Here is a 16,037-nt window from a genome sequence, read left to right on the forward strand (position 1 = left end):
AGCTTAAATGTTATTTGTTACTCAGTTATGCGCCGCTGTTAGCTTCTTATAAGTGCCTTGTAAGCAAAAATCTAGAATTTGCATACTCTCATATTAATACTAATACAGTTGCGTACGGTCATTGATATTATGCTGACCAAATGAGAAACGCTGCTGCAAGTCTGCCAGTAATGACTCAACTTTTACATTGTTACCTAGGCCTTGATAAGCGCGAAGTAGTAAAGCCCCTGAGCGTAAGGTTGGCAGTACATCATAAGGTGTCTGCAGGTAGTTGATAACTTGTTGGTAGTTTTCGTTGGCCAGCGCATCGCTTGCTAGGACGTTGAGTGCTTGTAGATGCAGCTCATTGTCATAACGTGGGTCATCATAGCGAATTTGAATGATAGCTGTTGCTAGCTTGAGACCTTGCTCAGAACTGTTTTGATTGGCCAATAATAGCTGAGCATAGCTGAGCTGATACGATAAATTACTAGGATCCAATGCTTGCAAGTGATTGAGCAGTGTGCGCTTAACGACGTAATCATCTTTGTCGTCTAGCAGTTGGATACGGGCAAATAGTAACATCTCATTATTAGGAGATTGACGAGCGGCTTGCGTTAACAGACGCAGGGCATCGTCAGATTTATTTTGCTGTCGTAAAATATCTGCTTGCATTACGAAGGTATCTGGTGCAAAAACACTGAAATCTTTGCGCAGTTTTTTTAAGGTTGCTATTGCCGCTTCGGTATCGTCATTGAGTAAGTCAAGTGCAACGACTTTCCTACGGGCTTCTAACACTAAATCTTCTTGCATGACGCTATTAAGATAGTATTTAGCCTGTTCAAAGTTATGTTGGCGCTCGGCACTGATACCGAGATAGTAATAAGCTTGATCCAGATAAGCTTGGTTTTTTGCGAGCATATTAAGTAATTGGTCCGCACTATCATACTTTTCGATATCCAAGCTTACCAGCGCCGCTAGCAAGGTGATTTCGGCATCATCATTAAAATGCTCGTGTGCGTCGAGCAATAGCTCCCATGCTTCTTCGCTTTGTTTCAAATCCAGCAAATAGCGAATTTCATACAGATATAAGCTTTTACTGTCTGGATTGCGCAAGCGTGCTTGACTGACGTAGTTAACAACCGTTTCAGCGGTTACGATTTTGCGCAATATGTCAGCCTTCAGTGTGATAAAAGGTACGTAATCCGGTTGGTGTTCTAAAGCACGGTTGATATGGATAATGGCACTTTCAGGCTCATTAAACTGGTAAAGCAAACCGGCTTTTAACACGGAGAGTGAAGCATTTTGTTCGCTATCAAGTGGTTGCAGTGCCGCGAGTAGTTCACGTTTGTCTTGATCGTTATTGGGATAAATACCGATAAGAATTTCGCTGAGATCTGCTCGAGGATCATAACGTAAAATACGGTTTAAGGTTTCGCCAGCGAGTAGGTAGTCGTGGGCGCGTAGGGCTAAATGCGCCACATAAAACCAAGCGGGCACGTGATCAGGGTTTTGATCTTGCCATGTTTTGGCAAACTGCAATGAGTCTTCAATTCTTTCATTACGCAAAGACAAACTAAGTGCTCGCTCAAATACTGCAGTCGCGTCTTCTTTAAAAGATTGCTGCTTATAAATAGCTATTGCGCGTTGTTTATCATCACGATCGGCTGCAAACTCGGCATCTAATAGTGCATATAAACTTGGTTCTTGTAGCTCAGGTTGCAATAAGGTTGTGGGCGCTAAACTGTTTATGTTTTCTATGGTCTGTATATTTTTAAGATTCGACACAGTTTCGTTTTTTACAGCAACCGATGTGGTGGTTGTGTTGGCGTCTTCGGGCAATAGCACATATTGGCTGGCATACACAGACGAAGACCCGAGGCATAAGCAAACGGCCAACGATAGTGTTAGCTTATAACGTTGGCACAGACGTTCAATAATGCCATGCCATAAAGCACGAAGGTCAAATTGGTCGTCATGTGCAAGTTTTGATTGAAATAATGACCCAAAGAAAATCATAGATAACCGTGTTTGCCCATTGTGTACCTATGCTGATAAGAAAATTATCTTGTCAGCGCTGCAGACTAATTGTTGGTAATGAGTACCGATGATAAACATTATAAGAGTAGATGGATGTTATAAACAATAGTGGCCGTGTTACTCAAATATTGGTAATAGTTTTTCTACTGACTACTGTTTAGCAAAGTATGGCTTTCTGACTATTTATATTGGTTGGCATACTATAGAAATATAACAAGTTAGCGTGGAGGAGGCGAATAGTTTATGTCAGTTTTTATAAACATTTGCTAAAACATAAATATTGGCTTTACCAATCATATGAGTGGTTGATTTGTTACATGTATGCCCAGATACAATCAAATAGCTATCATAGATGGGTGAGTGTTAATTAAAGCCAGCAATAATGATATAATGAGCGATTTTTAGGGTACTCCTTTCAACGTTGTCACTCAAAACTGTCTTTTCAAAATAATAAGATAGTGGGGCTGGCAGGTGAGCGTCATTTTTATGGTCTATCAATAATGAGATTAGTGGTTATCGGAGTCAATCACAAAACTGCACCAGTCGCTCTAAGAGAGCGCTTGGCGCTAGTAGGTGACGATGTGAATGTCGCGCTCAAACAGTTAGAAGCATTAACAGATGGTAGCGTAATCGTTTCCACCTGTAACCGAACTGAGATTTACGCACTAGTACCACAAACTCTGGCCACTTCAAAACCGGCATCACAAAGCTCAGTCTCACAAAAATCAGCCTCGCAAGTGTTGGTTTCCCCTTCCGCAGGTGCGCAAGTAGCAAATCCTGCTATAGCACCAGTTTCTAATAACGCCTTTAGTAGCAGTGCCACGTTGTCTTCTGCTGCTATCAGTGCTCATATTATCAAAATTAAAACATGGTTGGCTACTTTTAAGCAATTGTCTCTTACTGAGGTTGACCCATACCTTTATGTGCATCGTGATACTCACGCATTGACTCATTGGCTCCGCGTCGCTGCAGGGTTAGATTCTATGATATTGGGTGAGCCGCAGATACTGGGTCAAATCAAGCGCTCAGTACACCTTGCACAAGAGGAAAACACACTGAGTAATCAGCTTGGTTGGGTCGTCGACCAAGTGTTTGCTGCTGCGAAGCGAGTGCGTAACGAGACCAAAGTAGGTACCCAAGCGGTCTCGCTTAGCTATGCAGCCGCCAAGTTGGTCACACAAATATTTGATGACTTACCTAGTCGTACTTTACTGGTCGTTGCCGCAGGGGAGATGAATCGACTGGTAGCCACGCATATCGCAGGTCTTGGCGTTGGGCGTGTTATTATCTGCAACCGCAATCCTGAGCGGGCGGAAGCATTGGCGGCGGAATTGCGCAATCCTAATCGCCGTGTGGAAGTCCGAACCCTACAAGAGCTGCCGCAAGTATTGGCGGATGCTGATATTGTCAGTAGTTGTAGTGGTAGTATGGATTTGTTAATTGATAAAACCATGACTGTGCAGGCGCTAAAGCGTCGTCGTTATCAGCCTATGTTGATGATTGACTTGGCTGTACCACGAGATATCGACTCGACCATTAGCCGTATCGATGATATTTATTTGTATTCTGTCGATGACCTGCAGCATGTCATTGCGGGTAACATCGAGCAGCGCAGGCAAGCAGCTGTAGATGCGGAGTTACTGGTCAGTCAGTTGGTCGTTGAGATGGATCGTCGCTTTCAAGTGCGCCAAGTCGGTAAAGATATTGAGCAGTATCGATCGTGTACGCAAGGTCAGGTAGATAAGCTATTACATGAGTCCTTAGCTCAATTGCAGCAAAACAATGCCACTCCCGAAGCAATCATCACTGAGCTGTCACGCCGTCTGACTCAGACATTGACACACGCACCATCGAAGCTGATGCGCAAGGCTGCCCGAGAGGGTGATAGTGAGCTGCTGGATTTTGTGGTGTCGGGACTACAAGATGCGCATCGCAGTCATCGATAGCCGCTATTTATTGATCAGGTAACTTATCAAAACCTCTTGATATGAGCTGGCGCAAGTCATCGCATAAACATATCGTTGTCAACCTACATTATCAGTGCTAATATCAAGCTGTTATGAGCATATTAAGTGATGATAATATGTCAAAACTTGCTAATGGTCATGTGCTAGAAGTTTTAGTGCCAGCTAGATCTCTACCTGTTCATCTCATTAATACCCCATAACTCTCGTTATCAATCTACCACCGTGTAGCATCTATAACGGCGCATCTATCTTTATATAACTTGATTTAAAGTTAATAAAACGAATGCGTAAAAGACATGGTTACCAACGGCAATAGCACTAGGATAAAGTGCTATATCGTCAACCCTGCATCATACTCTCGATTATTACTCGATATTATACCAAATCCAAAAAGCACGATTAGCCGCATCAAACTTGCTTAATCTATCATGCGTAGTACTTCCTCTCGCTACTCTAATTTTTGTGAATGGTAGGCGTATACGATTAATATTGGCTAGAGTTGTTTAGAGAGTGTTTGAATTTTAGTGTCTACTTTTTGATATTTGGATTTTATTTTCTGAATTTTTTTTGTAGCCAATCATTAAGAATTATTAAATTACCTAACAATAAACTAGGAGTGTCCCATGACTGCATTACGCCAAGATATTGATCCAAACGGCTTATTAGAATACTCAGTGGTCTATACTGACCGTGCCCTTAATCACATGTCGAAAGTCTTTCAGCAAGTGATGAATGACTTATCTAGTGAGCTGAAATCAGTGTATAACGCTGATGCTGTTGCTATCGTTCCTGGTTCTGGTACTTCTGGTATGGAGGCCGTAGCACGCCAATTGGCAAATGATGAAGATTGTCTGGTCATCCGTAATGGTTGGTTTAGCTATCGCTGGACGCAAATCTTAGAAAAAGGCAAGATTGCCAAGTCGACCACCGTATTGACTGCGCACCGTGAAGAAGGTGATACGCCAAAACCATTTTCACCTGTTGATATTGATGAAGCGGTTGCTAAGATTAAAGCAGAAAAGCCAGCAGTCGTATTTGCCCCACACGTTGAAACCTCATCAGGTATTATTCTGTCAGCGGATTATATTAAAGCATTAAGTGCTGCCGTGCATAGCGTAGGCGGTTTATTGGTCATTGACTGTATCGCGTCAGGTTGTGTCTGGTTGGATATGCAAGCTTTAGGTATCGATGTTCTTATTAGCGCGCCACAAAAAGGTTGGAGTAGTACGCCGTGTGCTGGTTTGGTCATGTTAAGCGATGCTGCTGTCAAAAAAGTAGACAGCACGGAGTCTGATAGCTTTAGCCTAGACTTGAAGCAGTGGTTAAATATAATGCGTGCCTATGAGAACGGTGGCCATGCTTATCATGCGACCATGCCAACGGACAGCTTGCGTCAGTTCCGCGATACTATTTTAGAAGCCAAAAAAGTTGGTTTTGATACATTGTGTGATGCGCAGTGGGAACTGGGCAATCGTATTCGTCAAGTCTTTGCCGACAAAGGTATCGAAAGCGTGGCGGCGAAGGGATTTGAAGCGCCAGGTGTTGTCGTGGTTTATACCGACCGTGATGATATGCATAAAGGTAGTGCGTTTGCAGCAGCAGGTATGCAGATTGCGTCTGGTGTACCACTTAAAGTGGGTGAGCCTGATAATTTTAAGACCTTCCGCTTGGGCTTATTCGGTCTAGACAAATTAACTGATGTTGATGGTGCGGTTTCGCGTTTTGAGTCAGTACTTGATGAAGTATTGGCTGAATAGTAAGTAAGTTTTTTAGGTTATACCAATCCCAAAAAATACGATTAGCGGTGTCAAACTTGTTTAGTCTACAGTGAGTAGCACTTGCACTCGTTTTCCTTGCTACTCTAATTTTTGTGCATGGTATTAGATAGGTTTTTTAGAATAAAAGAGTACTGAGCCACAGCATTATGCTAGGTTCGGTATTTTTTGGCTTTTTATTATATTTTATAATATAATGTATTTATATAAATTAATTATTGAAGTCTGTTTCTAATAAACATAAGACTGGGTAAACAATATGAATATACAGATAGACTGGCAAGCATTTACGCCAATTTCCTTGGTAGGTGGTCTAATACTAGGTGTGGCAACGGTCATATTGCTGCTCGGTATCGGACGTATTGCAGGCATTAGCGGTATTTTTTCTAGCTTGTTGAAGCCCAAGCGCGTAGAGATGTGGCAAGTGCTATTTATCGTAGGTCTCATCGTCTCGCCAATCTTATATAGCATCGTCAAACCGTTGCCTGAGGTGGCAATCAGCAGCTCTTTGCCATTATTAATTGGTGCAGGGTTGTTGGTTGGGTTCGGGACACGTTTGGGATCTGGCTGTACTAGTGGCCACGGTATCTGTGGTAATGCGCGCTTGTCTCCACGTTCGATGGCAGCAACGGCGACTTTTATGTTTTTTGGTATTGTGACGGTTTATATCGGTCGGCAGATTTTAGGCTTGATTTAGAAAAGGCAAAGACCGTATTTAGCTGTATTGATAAGAAGCTGTATTGATAAGAAATAATAGCGAGAAACGACAATGTTAAAAAATTTGATTGGATTAGTGGCAGGGTTGCTGTTTGGCTTTGGATTGCTAATATCTGGTATGACTGATCCTGTGAAAGTACAAGGGTTTCTAGATATCTTTGGTGCATGGGATATCTCCCTTGCATTGGTTATGGGCGGTGGATTAATCGTGGCAATCGTTGGTGTGCAACTTGCCAAGCGCCAACAGACTAGCTGGATCGGTACAATGATAGAACTGCCGAGCAAAACGGTGATTAATAAAAAGCTCCTCATCGGCGCGATGCTGTTTGGTATCGGTTGGGGTTTGGTGGGTATCTGCCCAGGACCAGGTATTGTGCTGCTTGGCACAGGGCAATGGCAGGCTTATGTCTTTATCCCCGCCATGATCATCGGTATGTTGATTTATCAATGGCTTGAGCCCAAACTGGGCTGATAGATGAGTTCTCTATAAACTAGCGCTCAAACAGCCTCGCTTAGTCTACTATTTGGAGTGCTTTTACTTGGCTTCTTTATCTCCAAATTATATTGAACCAATTACAGTATAAATAGGTTAGGGCGTGTTGAACATTCAAATGTGGTGCTGGCAGTGACTATTTTTTAGACAATATGCAGTGAAATTTTTGATGCCTAGTCATTCTAGGTTAAACAATTTCGCCATATATTGGCAAAAAAGAGTACTGCCCCAAAGGGCTGATGCTAAAATCACCCCAAACGTTGTTGCAAGCCTAGCTAAGATCTCGATATTATCGTCGGTTTGCGCCTAGTTTGGTGCAATTTTAGCGATCAGCAGTCCTAACATTTGAATGTTCAACACGCCCTAGTGTTCGCAAAAAAGGTCAGCTATATATAGCTGACCTTTTTATGAGTTGTAATTTAATAAATTACCGCTTTATTGAGCGCTAGCCGTGACTTTTGGTGTTTCGTGTGCCAATGATTTGGCTGCATGGCGCAGTTCAAATTTTTGTACTTTACCAGTACTGGTCTTTGGTATTTCAGCAAAGATAATATATTTTGGTACTTTAAAGCTTGCTAAATGTTGCTTGCAATGTTCCATCACGGTGTCGCGTTGTAAAGTATTGCCTGCATGAATTTCAATAAAGGCAACGGGTACTTCACCCCATTTATCATGTGGTGCGGCAACGACGGCACAGCTTTCAATTTCAGGCATTTTATACAGAACATTTTCGACTTCGATACTAGAGATGTTTTCACCGCCTGAGATGATGATGTCTTTAAGCCTGTCCATGATTTTGATGTAGCCATCAGGGTATTTGACACCCAAGTCACCCGTACGAAACCAGCCATCAGCAAAGGCATCTTCGGTGGCTTTACGGCTTTTAAGATAACCTTTCATCACCATATTACCACGCAGTGCTAGCTCGCCCATCTCTTCACCATTGGCTGTGACGGGCTCAGTGGTACCTTGTTTGAACACTTCAAATCCCGTCATGAGGTGAGATATTACCCCTTGGCGTGATTTTTTCTGGGCACGAGCGGCGACATCTATCTCATCCCAGTCTTCTTGCTCTGCACAGACCGTCACTGGCCCATATACTTCTGTGAGGCCATAAACGTGAGAAATATGAAAGCCCATTTTCTCCATTGCCGCTAGCATGGTTTCAGATGGTGGTGCCCCAGCGACCCAGCCATTGACTTGATGGGTAATCGCCTGTTTATATTCAGGTTTGCCGCCTGCAATCATATTATGTACCACAGGTGCTGAACAATAATGGCTGACTTTATACTTAGCAATCAGCTGTAAAATCAAGTCTGCATCTATCCTGCGCAAGCAGACATTGACACCAGCACGCTCTGCAATAGTCCACGGAAAACACCAACCATTACAATGAAACAGTGGTAGCGTCCAGAGATACATCGGATGCTTGGGCATATCCCAATCTAAAATATTAGAGACGGCATTTAGTGTGGCACCACGATGATGGTAGACCACCCCTTTGGGCTTGCCTGTTGTACCAGAGGTATAATTCAGTGCAACCGCGTCCCATTCGTCTAATGGTTTTTCCCAGTTGTCTAAACTGTCAGCGCTAGCAACCAATTCCTCATAGCTCATTTGTCCAAATCGTTCGACCTTGATGGCAGTGTCTGTCGCATGAATGACGATTAAGTTGGGAAAAGTTTCATCGATAATCTCGGCATACTCAGCAAACTCACTGTCTAAAATGAGAACTTTAGCCTCTGAGTGCTGCAGACAAAAGGTGAGGGCATTGATGTCGAGTCGGGTATTTAAAGTACAGAGCACGCCACCTGACATGGGTACGCCAAAGGCACATTCGATCATCGCTGGCGTATTCGGCATCATTACTGCCACCGTATCATTTTTATCAACCCCCAGTTTGCGTAGTCCATCAGCTAACTGCCTGCAACGATCATAGGTCTGTTGCCATGTTTGAGTAAGGTTGTTGTGTTCTAGATCGTCGTAGATGATGGCAGTCTTGTCAGGGTACACCTGCGCACTGCGAATAATGAAGTCAATAGGGGTTAGTGGTTGATGGTTGGCCGCATTTTTGCCAAGACCAGTGTGGAAGTCTGTCATGAAGATAATCCTTTATCCTGTTTTTTAAATTCGCTAATATCTTAGTCGCGGTCAGCGCTATGGTCGAAGGACCAAGCCCGTGCTAATTCTAATCGACGGTATCAGCATCTAATGATTATAAACGGTCATAACAGACAATTGTACTGATTTTTTGGTGTTTATTTAACCAGTTACTGTAGAGGTGTCTACTGTCGTTAATATAATGTCCACTCACCAGTCGTTTGTCTGCATAGCTGACAATAATAGCGGTGTGTTAGGATATGAGTCATGTTACGTCCCGCAAGCCATTCATAAGGAAAATGATATGTCAGCCAGCCGCACTGCCACGCCGATTGAAACTGCCAATACCAACCAATACTATCCACATTTATTTGAACCACTCAATTTGGGTTTTACGACGCTTAAAAACCGTATGGTTATGGGTTCTATGCATACAGGACTTGAAGATCGTTTTTATAATTACGGCAAGTTGGCAGCATATTTCGAAGAGCGTGCAAAAGGCGGCGTGGCGATGATGATTACAGGTGGTATCTCACCCAATCGCGAGGGGTGGTTGCTCCCTGCGGGTGGTACCATGAACACCAAAGCCGACGTTATGAACCATCAACGTGTGACCCGTGCGGCTCATAAGCACGACAGCAAAATCATTATGCAAATCTTGCATAGCGGGCGTTACGGTTATCATCCTTTTGTACTGTCATCAAGTCCGATTAAATCGCCAATCTCACCATTTAAACCGCGCAAGATGAGTATTAAAAACATCGAGCAGACGGTAAAAGACTACGCTCGTTCAGCCAAGCTTGCCAAGCAAGCAGGGTATGACGGTGTCGAAATCATGGGCTCAGAAGGGTACTTGCTCAACCAGTTTTTATCGCGTCATGTGAATCAGCGTGAAGACATTTACGGCGGTGATATCCACGGCCGTATGAAGTTCGCTGTTGATGTGGTCAAAGCGGTTCGTGCCGCTGCCGGTGAAGATTTTATTATTCTATTCCGTCTGTCAGTGATTGATTTGGTCAAAGACGGTAACGTCATGGACGAAGTCGTCACCGTGGCAAAAGCGCTAGAAGAAGCAGGCGTGACCATCATGAACACTGGCATTGGCTGGCATGAAGCGCGTGTTCCGACCATTGTCACGAGCGTACCACGGGCAGCCTTTGTTGATTTTACCGCTGAAATCAAAAAGCATATTAATATCCCAATGATGGCGGCCAACCGCATCAATATGCCAGAAACAGCGGAAGACATCGTCGCTAAAGGTCAAGCTGATATGATTCAAATGGCGCGTCCATTCTTAGCTGATGCCCATTGGGTCAATAAAGCTAAAAATGGTCAAGCGGACCGTATTAATACTTGTATCGCCTGTAACCAAGCCTGCCTCGATCACACGTTCGAAAACAAACGCTCAACGTGTCTGGTCAATCCTCAAGCTTGTCATGAAACTGAACTGGTCTATAAAAAAGTTAAAAAACCTAAAAAGGTAGCGGTTATCGGTGGCGGTGTCGCAGGTATGTCAGCGGCACATGTGGCAGCGCTGCGTGGTCATGAAGTGACATTGTTCGAAGCTAAAGATGTCTTGGGCGGTCAGTTCAACTATGCCAAAGTCATCCCTGGTAAAGAAGAGTTCTTTGAGACCATTCGCTACTATATCAATGAGCTTGAGCATTTAGGTGTTGAGATTCAACTCAATACTAAGGTTGATAAAGCCATGATCGAACAAGCCAAGTTTCATCACGTCATCGTGGCAACAGGTGTCGTGCCTAGAAGCCTAGAAGGTAAATTAGAGGGTGCTGAGTTACCACAAGTGATGAGTTATGCTGAGCTGCTCTCTGGCGAGAAATCAGTTGGCAATACTGTAGCTGTCATCGGTGCTGGTGGTATTGGTTTTGATGTCAGTGAATATCTAACCGCTAATCATGGCCAGTCGCTGGATGAAATTGGCCCTGATGCGCTAAAAGATCCAAGCTATCGCACCACACCGCAGTCTATTAGTGAGTGGCGTGAAGAGTGGGGCGTGACCAATGATGTCAATTATCAAACGGATGGTGGTTTGGTTAAGCCTGAAGCCATTAAACCTGTTCGCCAAGTTTACCTCATGCAGCGTAGCAAAGGCCGCTTGGGTAGTGGATTGAATAAAACCTCTGGTTGGGTGCATCGTGCGCATATCAAATCACACGGCGTCATCCAAGTCGCGGGTGTGCAGTATGACAAAATCACCAACGAAGGTATTTGGGTCACCAACAGTCAAGGTCAAAGCCAGTTATTACGTGTTGATAGCGTTGTCGTCTGTGCTGGTCAAGAGTCTGTTGTTGAGCTGATGCCAAATGTCGGTGATGCACCAGATGCGCAGTATCACTTAATCGGCGGTGCTAAGCTAGCAGCTGAGCTAGATGCCAAACGTGCGATTCGTGATGGGGCTGAGGTTGCGGTTGGGATATAAATATTAGATCAAAACATAAAGGTGGCGAGGTTGTTTACCTTGCTGCCTTTTTTGTATAAAAAACCTGCCGATTTGAAAATGTTCAGCGAAGTCTAATTTTAAATTAGCAAACCTAACTCACCCCACGTTTCAACACAATCCCGTCAAAATACCCTCGCATACCGCAGTGCAGTTTTCTATATTGGTCGTCCATGTCTCTTAATAACAATTGATTCTTACCTTGATAAATTGCTGGATATAAACGCAGATCAACGCTTTGATCTGGCTGATCATCGTTTATGACCCAATGATTCTCTGACCATATGGCTTTGCTTTCTCCCAAATCACAGATATGCGCATTGGTAAAAATCAAAACGCCCTCGATAATGGAAAGGTGAGGCTTATTAGCGACACTATGAATTGATACCGTGTTTGTTGCTTCTCCTGTATCTTCCCATTTCTGCGTTTCTGAATTATATATTGAGATTTGAGAGGTTTGAGAAAAATCCCCAAAGGCACTTTTGCTCGGTAAATCAGAACGACTTAGCTCATCTGAAAAACTCCAAGCCACACCGTAATTGGTTTGCTCTTCGATATATTCTTTATACTCGCGTATCAGACATTCTTCACTTTTACAGGTATCACGCTGAAACATGAGCCATGTGCGTTGATTCGCAATAGTTCTATTTTTAAAAGCTGTGCTGTCTTCATAATCAGAAGAAGTAGCAAGATTGCTTTTATATTTTTTTGCCATTGTGTCATCAAGCTTAGAAAGCTCAGGACTTTTGCAAATGGTTTTTTCTACCCAAGTAGCAGCTTTGTTGCAATCAAAACTTGCTGCATTTGCAGGCGTAGATAGTAGGCAAGTACCCAAAATACTTAGTATCGCTACGAGTAGATTTTTCATAGTGTTCTCATTGCTAGAAGATGTTTTTGTAAATGGCTTAATATCTAATCTAGAGACTTCCTAACAGCTTTCTTAATAATAGACATAAGTATATCATTATGACTATACAGTATCTTAAAAGAGACATTCATGAGAAAAAACGAATTTCTATTCGGTGATGTGACATTTAAATGGGGTGATAAGTTATCTGATATAAAAGCTCAGCTTCCTGAAAAAGATACGGTAACTCGCTCTTATGAAGAAAGTTATATGCCTAAAATAGTAACTATAAAATTAGCTAAGTTTTGGTCTCTCAACGTTGCTTACTGTCATTTTAGTGCAGCAGATGACGACCGATTGATTGATTCAATATGGATCAATATCCCAGCACAACTATTTAATAGGCAACAGGTTATTAAAAAACTTATAGCGTATTTAGGTCCGGGGTCAAACTATTTCTCTGATAGCCATTACTATAGTGATAATGTAGTAGAGCACTGTGAATGGGCATTTGATAATTGTGTTATTGGCGTTAGCATGTATGGCGGTGTACGAGAGGAAGATAACGAAAAAATTATTGGCTCTTTATCTATATCGTTAAGTGATATAGATCTTTTAGATTCCTTGTACTCAAAGCCTATACGTGAGCTGGAGTCTGAAATGGCTGATCAGGTTGATATGAGTACTATTGAGTCTTTTCAGACAAAGCAAGCACAAAGTATGCCTCGATCAAGAGAAAGAGAGGAGTTCCCAAACCATCCTGCTGCTTTCGTCATCCGAGCATTCGATGGATTACACAAAGAGGCACTGTTTCAAACGCCATTAGCAGTTCAATCAGTTATCACGGAGTCTGAAGTTTGTACGTGGCAATCTACGATAGGTGACTATTATTTATCGAACTACTGGCAAACGGTACAACTAGAGAATGATATTTTTTCTAAGTGGACCAATCTATTACCTACTAAGTCTGCTGGCGTCTGCTATGTTTCGATAGGAGGTTTGCTGATCGTTGATGAAGATAGTCGACCCGAGACCAAGATATTCGTCAGACATATCGAAAAGATCATTAAGTCTAAGATGGAGTATCACGAAGCATATGACTGTTAGGTTACCTAAGTTGATATCTAATAGAACGATCTCTATTCGCTCAAGCTGCCCTCAAGATCACCCAATGTGAGACCCGTTTCTTGAGTGCTGTAGATAGTAATGCCTGTATCGTCGATTTTATCATTCATGACTAATCTACCGATGCGATTGCTGGCTTCTTGGTTGCCTTGATCAGCTGCCTTTTGATACCACTCAAAAGCTGTGTCATAATCTTGCGGCACGCCGTTGCCATTCTCGTAGAGACCACCGATGTTAAGTTGTGCTAAATCTAAACCTTGATCAGCGGCTTTGGTATACCACTCTAAAGCCTTATCATAGTCTTGCGGTACGCTGTAGCCGTTTTCATAAAAAGTGCCAAGATTATTTTGGGCATCAAAGTCTCCATTGTCAGCTGCCAATGTATACCATTCAAAAGCTGTGTCACAGTCTTGCGGCACACCATAACCGTTCTCATAGAGACCACCCATATTAAGTTGTGCTACACCTACCCCTTGATCAGCAGCTTTTTTGTACCATTCAAAAGCTTTATCATAGTTCTGATCTACGCCTTTGCCAAAATAGTATAGTGAGCCTATATTATTTTGATCCTCAAAGTCTCCATTATCAGCTGCTAACAAATACCATTGCATTGCTTTTTCATAGTTTTGATCAATGCCTATGCCGTTTTCGTACATAACACCAAGATTAAATTGAGCATCAGAGTACTTCTGGTTAGCAGCTTTTTGAAACAGTTCAAAAGCTTTATCATAGTTTTGAGGAACCGAGTCGCCCTCATAGTAGGCTAGTCCGAGTTTATATATTTCAGCAGGGGTGCTTTGATTAGATAATATAGGTGTGTTTGAAGACTCCGCTGAACAAGCAGCAGTTATCAAACTACTGGATAGCAGTGTCGTTAGTAGTAAAGGCTGAATTAAAGGTGTGATTCTTTTTTGATACATTAAAACTCCAGTAGAAAATACTATTTAATCGGCTGATTTGGACTCACTTGCTCATACGTTTTACCTTCTGGTACGGGTATGCAATCGACCTCTTTTTGAAATTTATCAACCAACACATGGCGCCAAAATAGATACGTCAGCTGACTCAGCTTCAAAGTCAAGCTTCTCGTTTAGACACTCTATTTTTTCGACTAACTGCTGCTCTTCTTCCTTGCTTAAACGCTGCTCGTTTTTATAATCTATCTTAGAATAACGGTTGAGAGCAAGCGCTACACCATACTCTCTGTCTATTCTATATCTTAAGTAATCTAATTCAACAGTTTTCATGCTTGTCTCTTTTGGCATGTCGTTTATATCACTTGGAGTACATTTACAGATTGTGAATGAAGAACTAATATACGCTAATATTAAAGCGTCTCCTGATTTTACCAATACCCTCGGAGAGGGATAGTAAATGGAGCCTGTACTATATTCGTACCATGCCTTACTATAATTTTTTTTGGTAAAATTTATATCTCCCTTTTTACTAAGCTCGAGTAAAAATTGATAATTTCTTGCTTTTTCATCAGGACTCATGGGTTTCTTCCATTGTTTTACAAAGTGACGTAGAACGGCTTCATTATCTTCACGTTCGTCAACTACTTGCTCTTTTTCTTCTATAGTTTGCTCATTATTTATTTTTGAGCTGTCATGTTTTTCAGTAGGAGCATCACTGGCCTGATCCTGATTAGGATCATTGTTAGCCATGCAAGACGTCAGTAGGATGAGGGTCAACAGAGTGAAAACTTTTTTTTGCATTAGGTTATACCTTTCTGATTATTAGCTTACCTACGTATCGCCTATCAGTCTGCCGATGGAAGGATAGTTGTCACTCAGGTGTATAAGGATAATTAAACTCTTTTTGAAAACTTATAAAATGATCTTTCTTATCGTCTAAACCTCCAATTGAAACTATTAACAATTGCCTATCTAACTTAGAATAAGTAATTTGTTCTAAATTAGGATTATTAGAGTTTAAACATATTTTTTGCCCATCTCTCAAACTGAAATAATTTTTATTCTTGGGTTTAATCTGTATTTTGACATGATCACTTATTTCAGCATTCGGATCCAATATAGCAAGCTCTTCCATTTTAATATAATTAAAAATTATAGGATTTTCCATAACGACGGCAGAACTGAATATTGGCATAAAACATAAATCACCTTTGCTGTTTTTCGATATATCAATACTTCCTTCGATAGGAGGGCTATGCGTAGGATAGTCTTGGAAACATCCAAGAAGACTAGTTGTTGATAGCACGAATATTATTTTAAGTATATTGAATATATAAGAATTCATTACTCGATCTAAACACCTTATTCTACTTTTTCGTATCAATAATAGCATCTAGAAATTCCTTATTACTCAACTAGGTAAGGATAGTCAAATTTTTTGTAAAAAATTATCGAGATTTCATTTTTGTCATCTATGCCAGCAATTGAGACTGACAATGATTGCTTGTTTAAAGGTGTGTAAATAGTTTTTTCTAAATTAGGATTGTTAGAATTTAGACATATTTTTTGTCCATTTTTTAAAGTAAAATATTTCTTACTTTTAGGCTCAATATTTATTT

Annotated in this window: 13 protein-coding genes; 6 read left to right on the top strand and 7 right to left on the bottom strand. The window is 41.8% G+C overall.

The annotated features are described in order from the left end of the window. Window positions 1-99: 99 nt before the first annotated feature. A complete protein-coding gene (locus ACT3RN_RS09610) occupies window positions 100-1,998 on the bottom strand; it encodes a hypothetical protein (protein ID WP_192518567.1) in 1,899 nt (632 codons plus the stop codon). Window positions 1,999-2,519: 521 nt separating this feature from the next. Here ACT3RN_RS09610 and hemA point away from each other — a divergent pair. The 4 genes from hemA to ACT3RN_RS09630 all read left to right on the top strand — a co-directional run bounded on the left by hemA (window position 2,520) and on the right by ACT3RN_RS09630 (window position 6,950). Then, complete coding sequence (hemA, locus tag ACT3RN_RS09615) at window positions 2,520-3,965, top strand: glutamyl-tRNA reductase (protein ID WP_192518566.1); 1,446 nt, start codon at window positions 2,520-2,522, stop codon at window positions 3,963-3,965. Between the two features lie 644 nt (window positions 3,966-4,609). After that, window positions 4,610-5,743 carry an aminotransferase class V-fold PLP-dependent enzyme gene (locus ACT3RN_RS09620; protein WP_192518565.1) on the top strand — a complete coding sequence of 378 codons (1,134 nt, stop codon included), beginning with the start codon at window positions 4,610-4,612 and terminating at the stop codon, window positions 5,741-5,743. A gap of 277 nt (window positions 5,744-6,020) precedes the next feature. Next, a complete protein-coding gene (locus ACT3RN_RS09625) occupies window positions 6,021-6,458 on the top strand; it encodes a YeeE/YedE family protein (RefSeq protein WP_192518564.1) in 438 nt (145 codons plus the stop codon). Window positions 6,459-6,530: 72 nt separating this feature from the next. Next, a complete protein-coding gene (locus ACT3RN_RS09630) occupies window positions 6,531-6,950 on the top strand; it encodes a DUF6691 family protein (protein WP_192518563.1) in 420 nt (139 codons plus the stop codon). A 456-nt stretch (window positions 6,951-7,406) separates the two neighbouring features. Here ACT3RN_RS09630 and ACT3RN_RS09635 read toward each other — a convergent pair whose 3' ends face one another. Beyond that, window positions 7,407-9,071, bottom strand: coding sequence for an AMP-binding protein (locus ACT3RN_RS09635; protein ID WP_192518562.1), 1,665 nt, complete (start codon window positions 9,069-9,071; stop codon window positions 7,407-7,409). A 304-nt stretch (window positions 9,072-9,375) separates the two neighbouring features. Between ACT3RN_RS09635 and ACT3RN_RS09640 the strand changes: the two genes are divergently transcribed. Next, the gene (locus ACT3RN_RS09640) at window positions 9,376-11,511 is read left to right on the top strand and encodes an FAD-dependent oxidoreductase (protein WP_444518592.1); all 2,136 of its coding nucleotides are present in this window, start codon (window positions 9,376-9,378) and stop codon (window positions 11,509-11,511) included. Between the two features lie 112 nt (window positions 11,512-11,623). Here the strand turns inward: ACT3RN_RS09640 and ACT3RN_RS09645 are convergent, their stop codons facing one another. Further along, the gene (locus ACT3RN_RS09645; RefSeq protein WP_192518560.1) at window positions 11,624-12,397 is read right to left on the bottom strand and encodes a lysozyme inhibitor LprI family protein; all 774 of its coding nucleotides are present in this window, start codon (window positions 12,395-12,397) and stop codon (window positions 11,624-11,626) included. 129 nt (window positions 12,398-12,526) lie between these two features. Between ACT3RN_RS09645 and ACT3RN_RS09650 the strand changes: the two genes are divergently transcribed. Continuing rightward, window positions 12,527-13,483, top strand: coding sequence for a hypothetical protein (locus ACT3RN_RS09650; RefSeq protein ID WP_192518559.1), 957 nt, complete (start codon window positions 12,527-12,529; stop codon window positions 13,481-13,483). Between the two features lie 32 nt (window positions 13,484-13,515). Here ACT3RN_RS09650 and ACT3RN_RS09655 read toward each other — a convergent pair whose 3' ends face one another. The 4 genes from ACT3RN_RS09655 to ACT3RN_RS09670 form a co-directional block, all read right to left on the bottom strand. After that, on the bottom strand, window positions 13,516-14,421 hold the full coding sequence (locus tag ACT3RN_RS09655) for a tetratricopeptide repeat protein (protein ID WP_192518558.1): 906 nt from the start codon (window positions 14,419-14,421) through the stop codon (window positions 13,516-13,518). Window positions 14,422-14,526: 105 nt separating this feature from the next. Beyond that, window positions 14,527-15,168 carry a hypothetical protein gene (locus ACT3RN_RS09660; RefSeq protein ID WP_192518557.1) on the bottom strand — a complete coding sequence of 214 codons (642 nt, stop codon included), beginning with the start codon at window positions 15,166-15,168 and terminating at the stop codon, window positions 14,527-14,529. Window positions 15,169-15,289: 121 nt separating this feature from the next. Continuing rightward, window positions 15,290-15,613 carry a hypothetical protein gene (locus ACT3RN_RS09665; RefSeq protein WP_192518556.1) on the bottom strand — a complete coding sequence of 108 codons (324 nt, stop codon included), beginning with the start codon at window positions 15,611-15,613 and terminating at the stop codon, window positions 15,290-15,292. A 212-nt stretch (window positions 15,614-15,825) separates the two neighbouring features. Further along, window positions 15,826-16,037: hypothetical protein (locus tag ACT3RN_RS09670; RefSeq protein ID WP_444518593.1), on the bottom strand; the 212-nt coding region annotated here is incomplete at its 5' end.

Origin of the sequence: Psychrobacter sp. AOP5-GZ1-6 (assembly GCF_052376345.1) — a bacterium.
Lineage (GTDB): Bacteria > Pseudomonadota > Gammaproteobacteria > Pseudomonadales > Moraxellaceae > Psychrobacter.

What these genes read in the sequence shown, in the direction of transcription:
- ACT3RN_RS09610 (WP_192518567.1), bottom strand. Translation starts at nt 1,998, where the DNA reads ATGATTTTCTTTGGGTCATTATTTCAATCAAAACTTGCACATGACGAC.
- hemA (WP_192518566.1), top strand. Translation starts at nt 2,520, where the DNA reads ATGAGATTAGTGGTTATCGGAGTCAATCACAAAACTGCACCAGTCGCT.
- ACT3RN_RS09620 (WP_192518565.1), top strand. Translation starts at nt 4,610, where the DNA reads ATGACTGCATTACGCCAAGATATTGATCCAAACGGCTTATTAGAATAC.
- ACT3RN_RS09625 (WP_192518564.1), top strand. Translation starts at nt 6,021, where the DNA reads ATGAATATACAGATAGACTGGCAAGCATTTACGCCAATTTCCTTGGTA.
- ACT3RN_RS09630 (WP_192518563.1), top strand. Translation starts at nt 6,531, where the DNA reads ATGTTAAAAAATTTGATTGGATTAGTGGCAGGGTTGCTGTTTGGCTTT.
- ACT3RN_RS09635 (WP_192518562.1), bottom strand. Translation starts at nt 9,071, where the DNA reads ATGACAGACTTCCACACTGGTCTTGGCAAAAATGCGGCCAACCATCAA.
- ACT3RN_RS09640 (WP_444518592.1), top strand. Translation starts at nt 9,376, where the DNA reads ATGTCAGCCAGCCGCACTGCCACGCCGATTGAAACTGCCAATACCAAC.
- ACT3RN_RS09645 (WP_192518560.1), bottom strand. Translation starts at nt 12,397, where the DNA reads ATGAAAAATCTACTCGTAGCGATACTAAGTATTTTGGGTACTTGCCTA.
- ACT3RN_RS09650 (WP_192518559.1), top strand. Translation starts at nt 12,527, where the DNA reads ATGAGAAAAAACGAATTTCTATTCGGTGATGTGACATTTAAATGGGGT.
- ACT3RN_RS09655 (WP_192518558.1), bottom strand. Translation starts at nt 14,421, where the DNA reads ATGTATCAAAAAAGAATCACACCTTTAATTCAGCCTTTACTACTAACG.
- ACT3RN_RS09660 (WP_192518557.1), bottom strand. Translation starts at nt 15,168, where the DNA reads ATGGCTAACAATGATCCTAATCAGGATCAGGCCAGTGATGCTCCTACT.
- ACT3RN_RS09665 (WP_192518556.1), bottom strand. Translation starts at nt 15,613, where the DNA reads ATGCCAATATTCAGTTCTGCCGTCGTTATGGAAAATCCTATAATTTTT.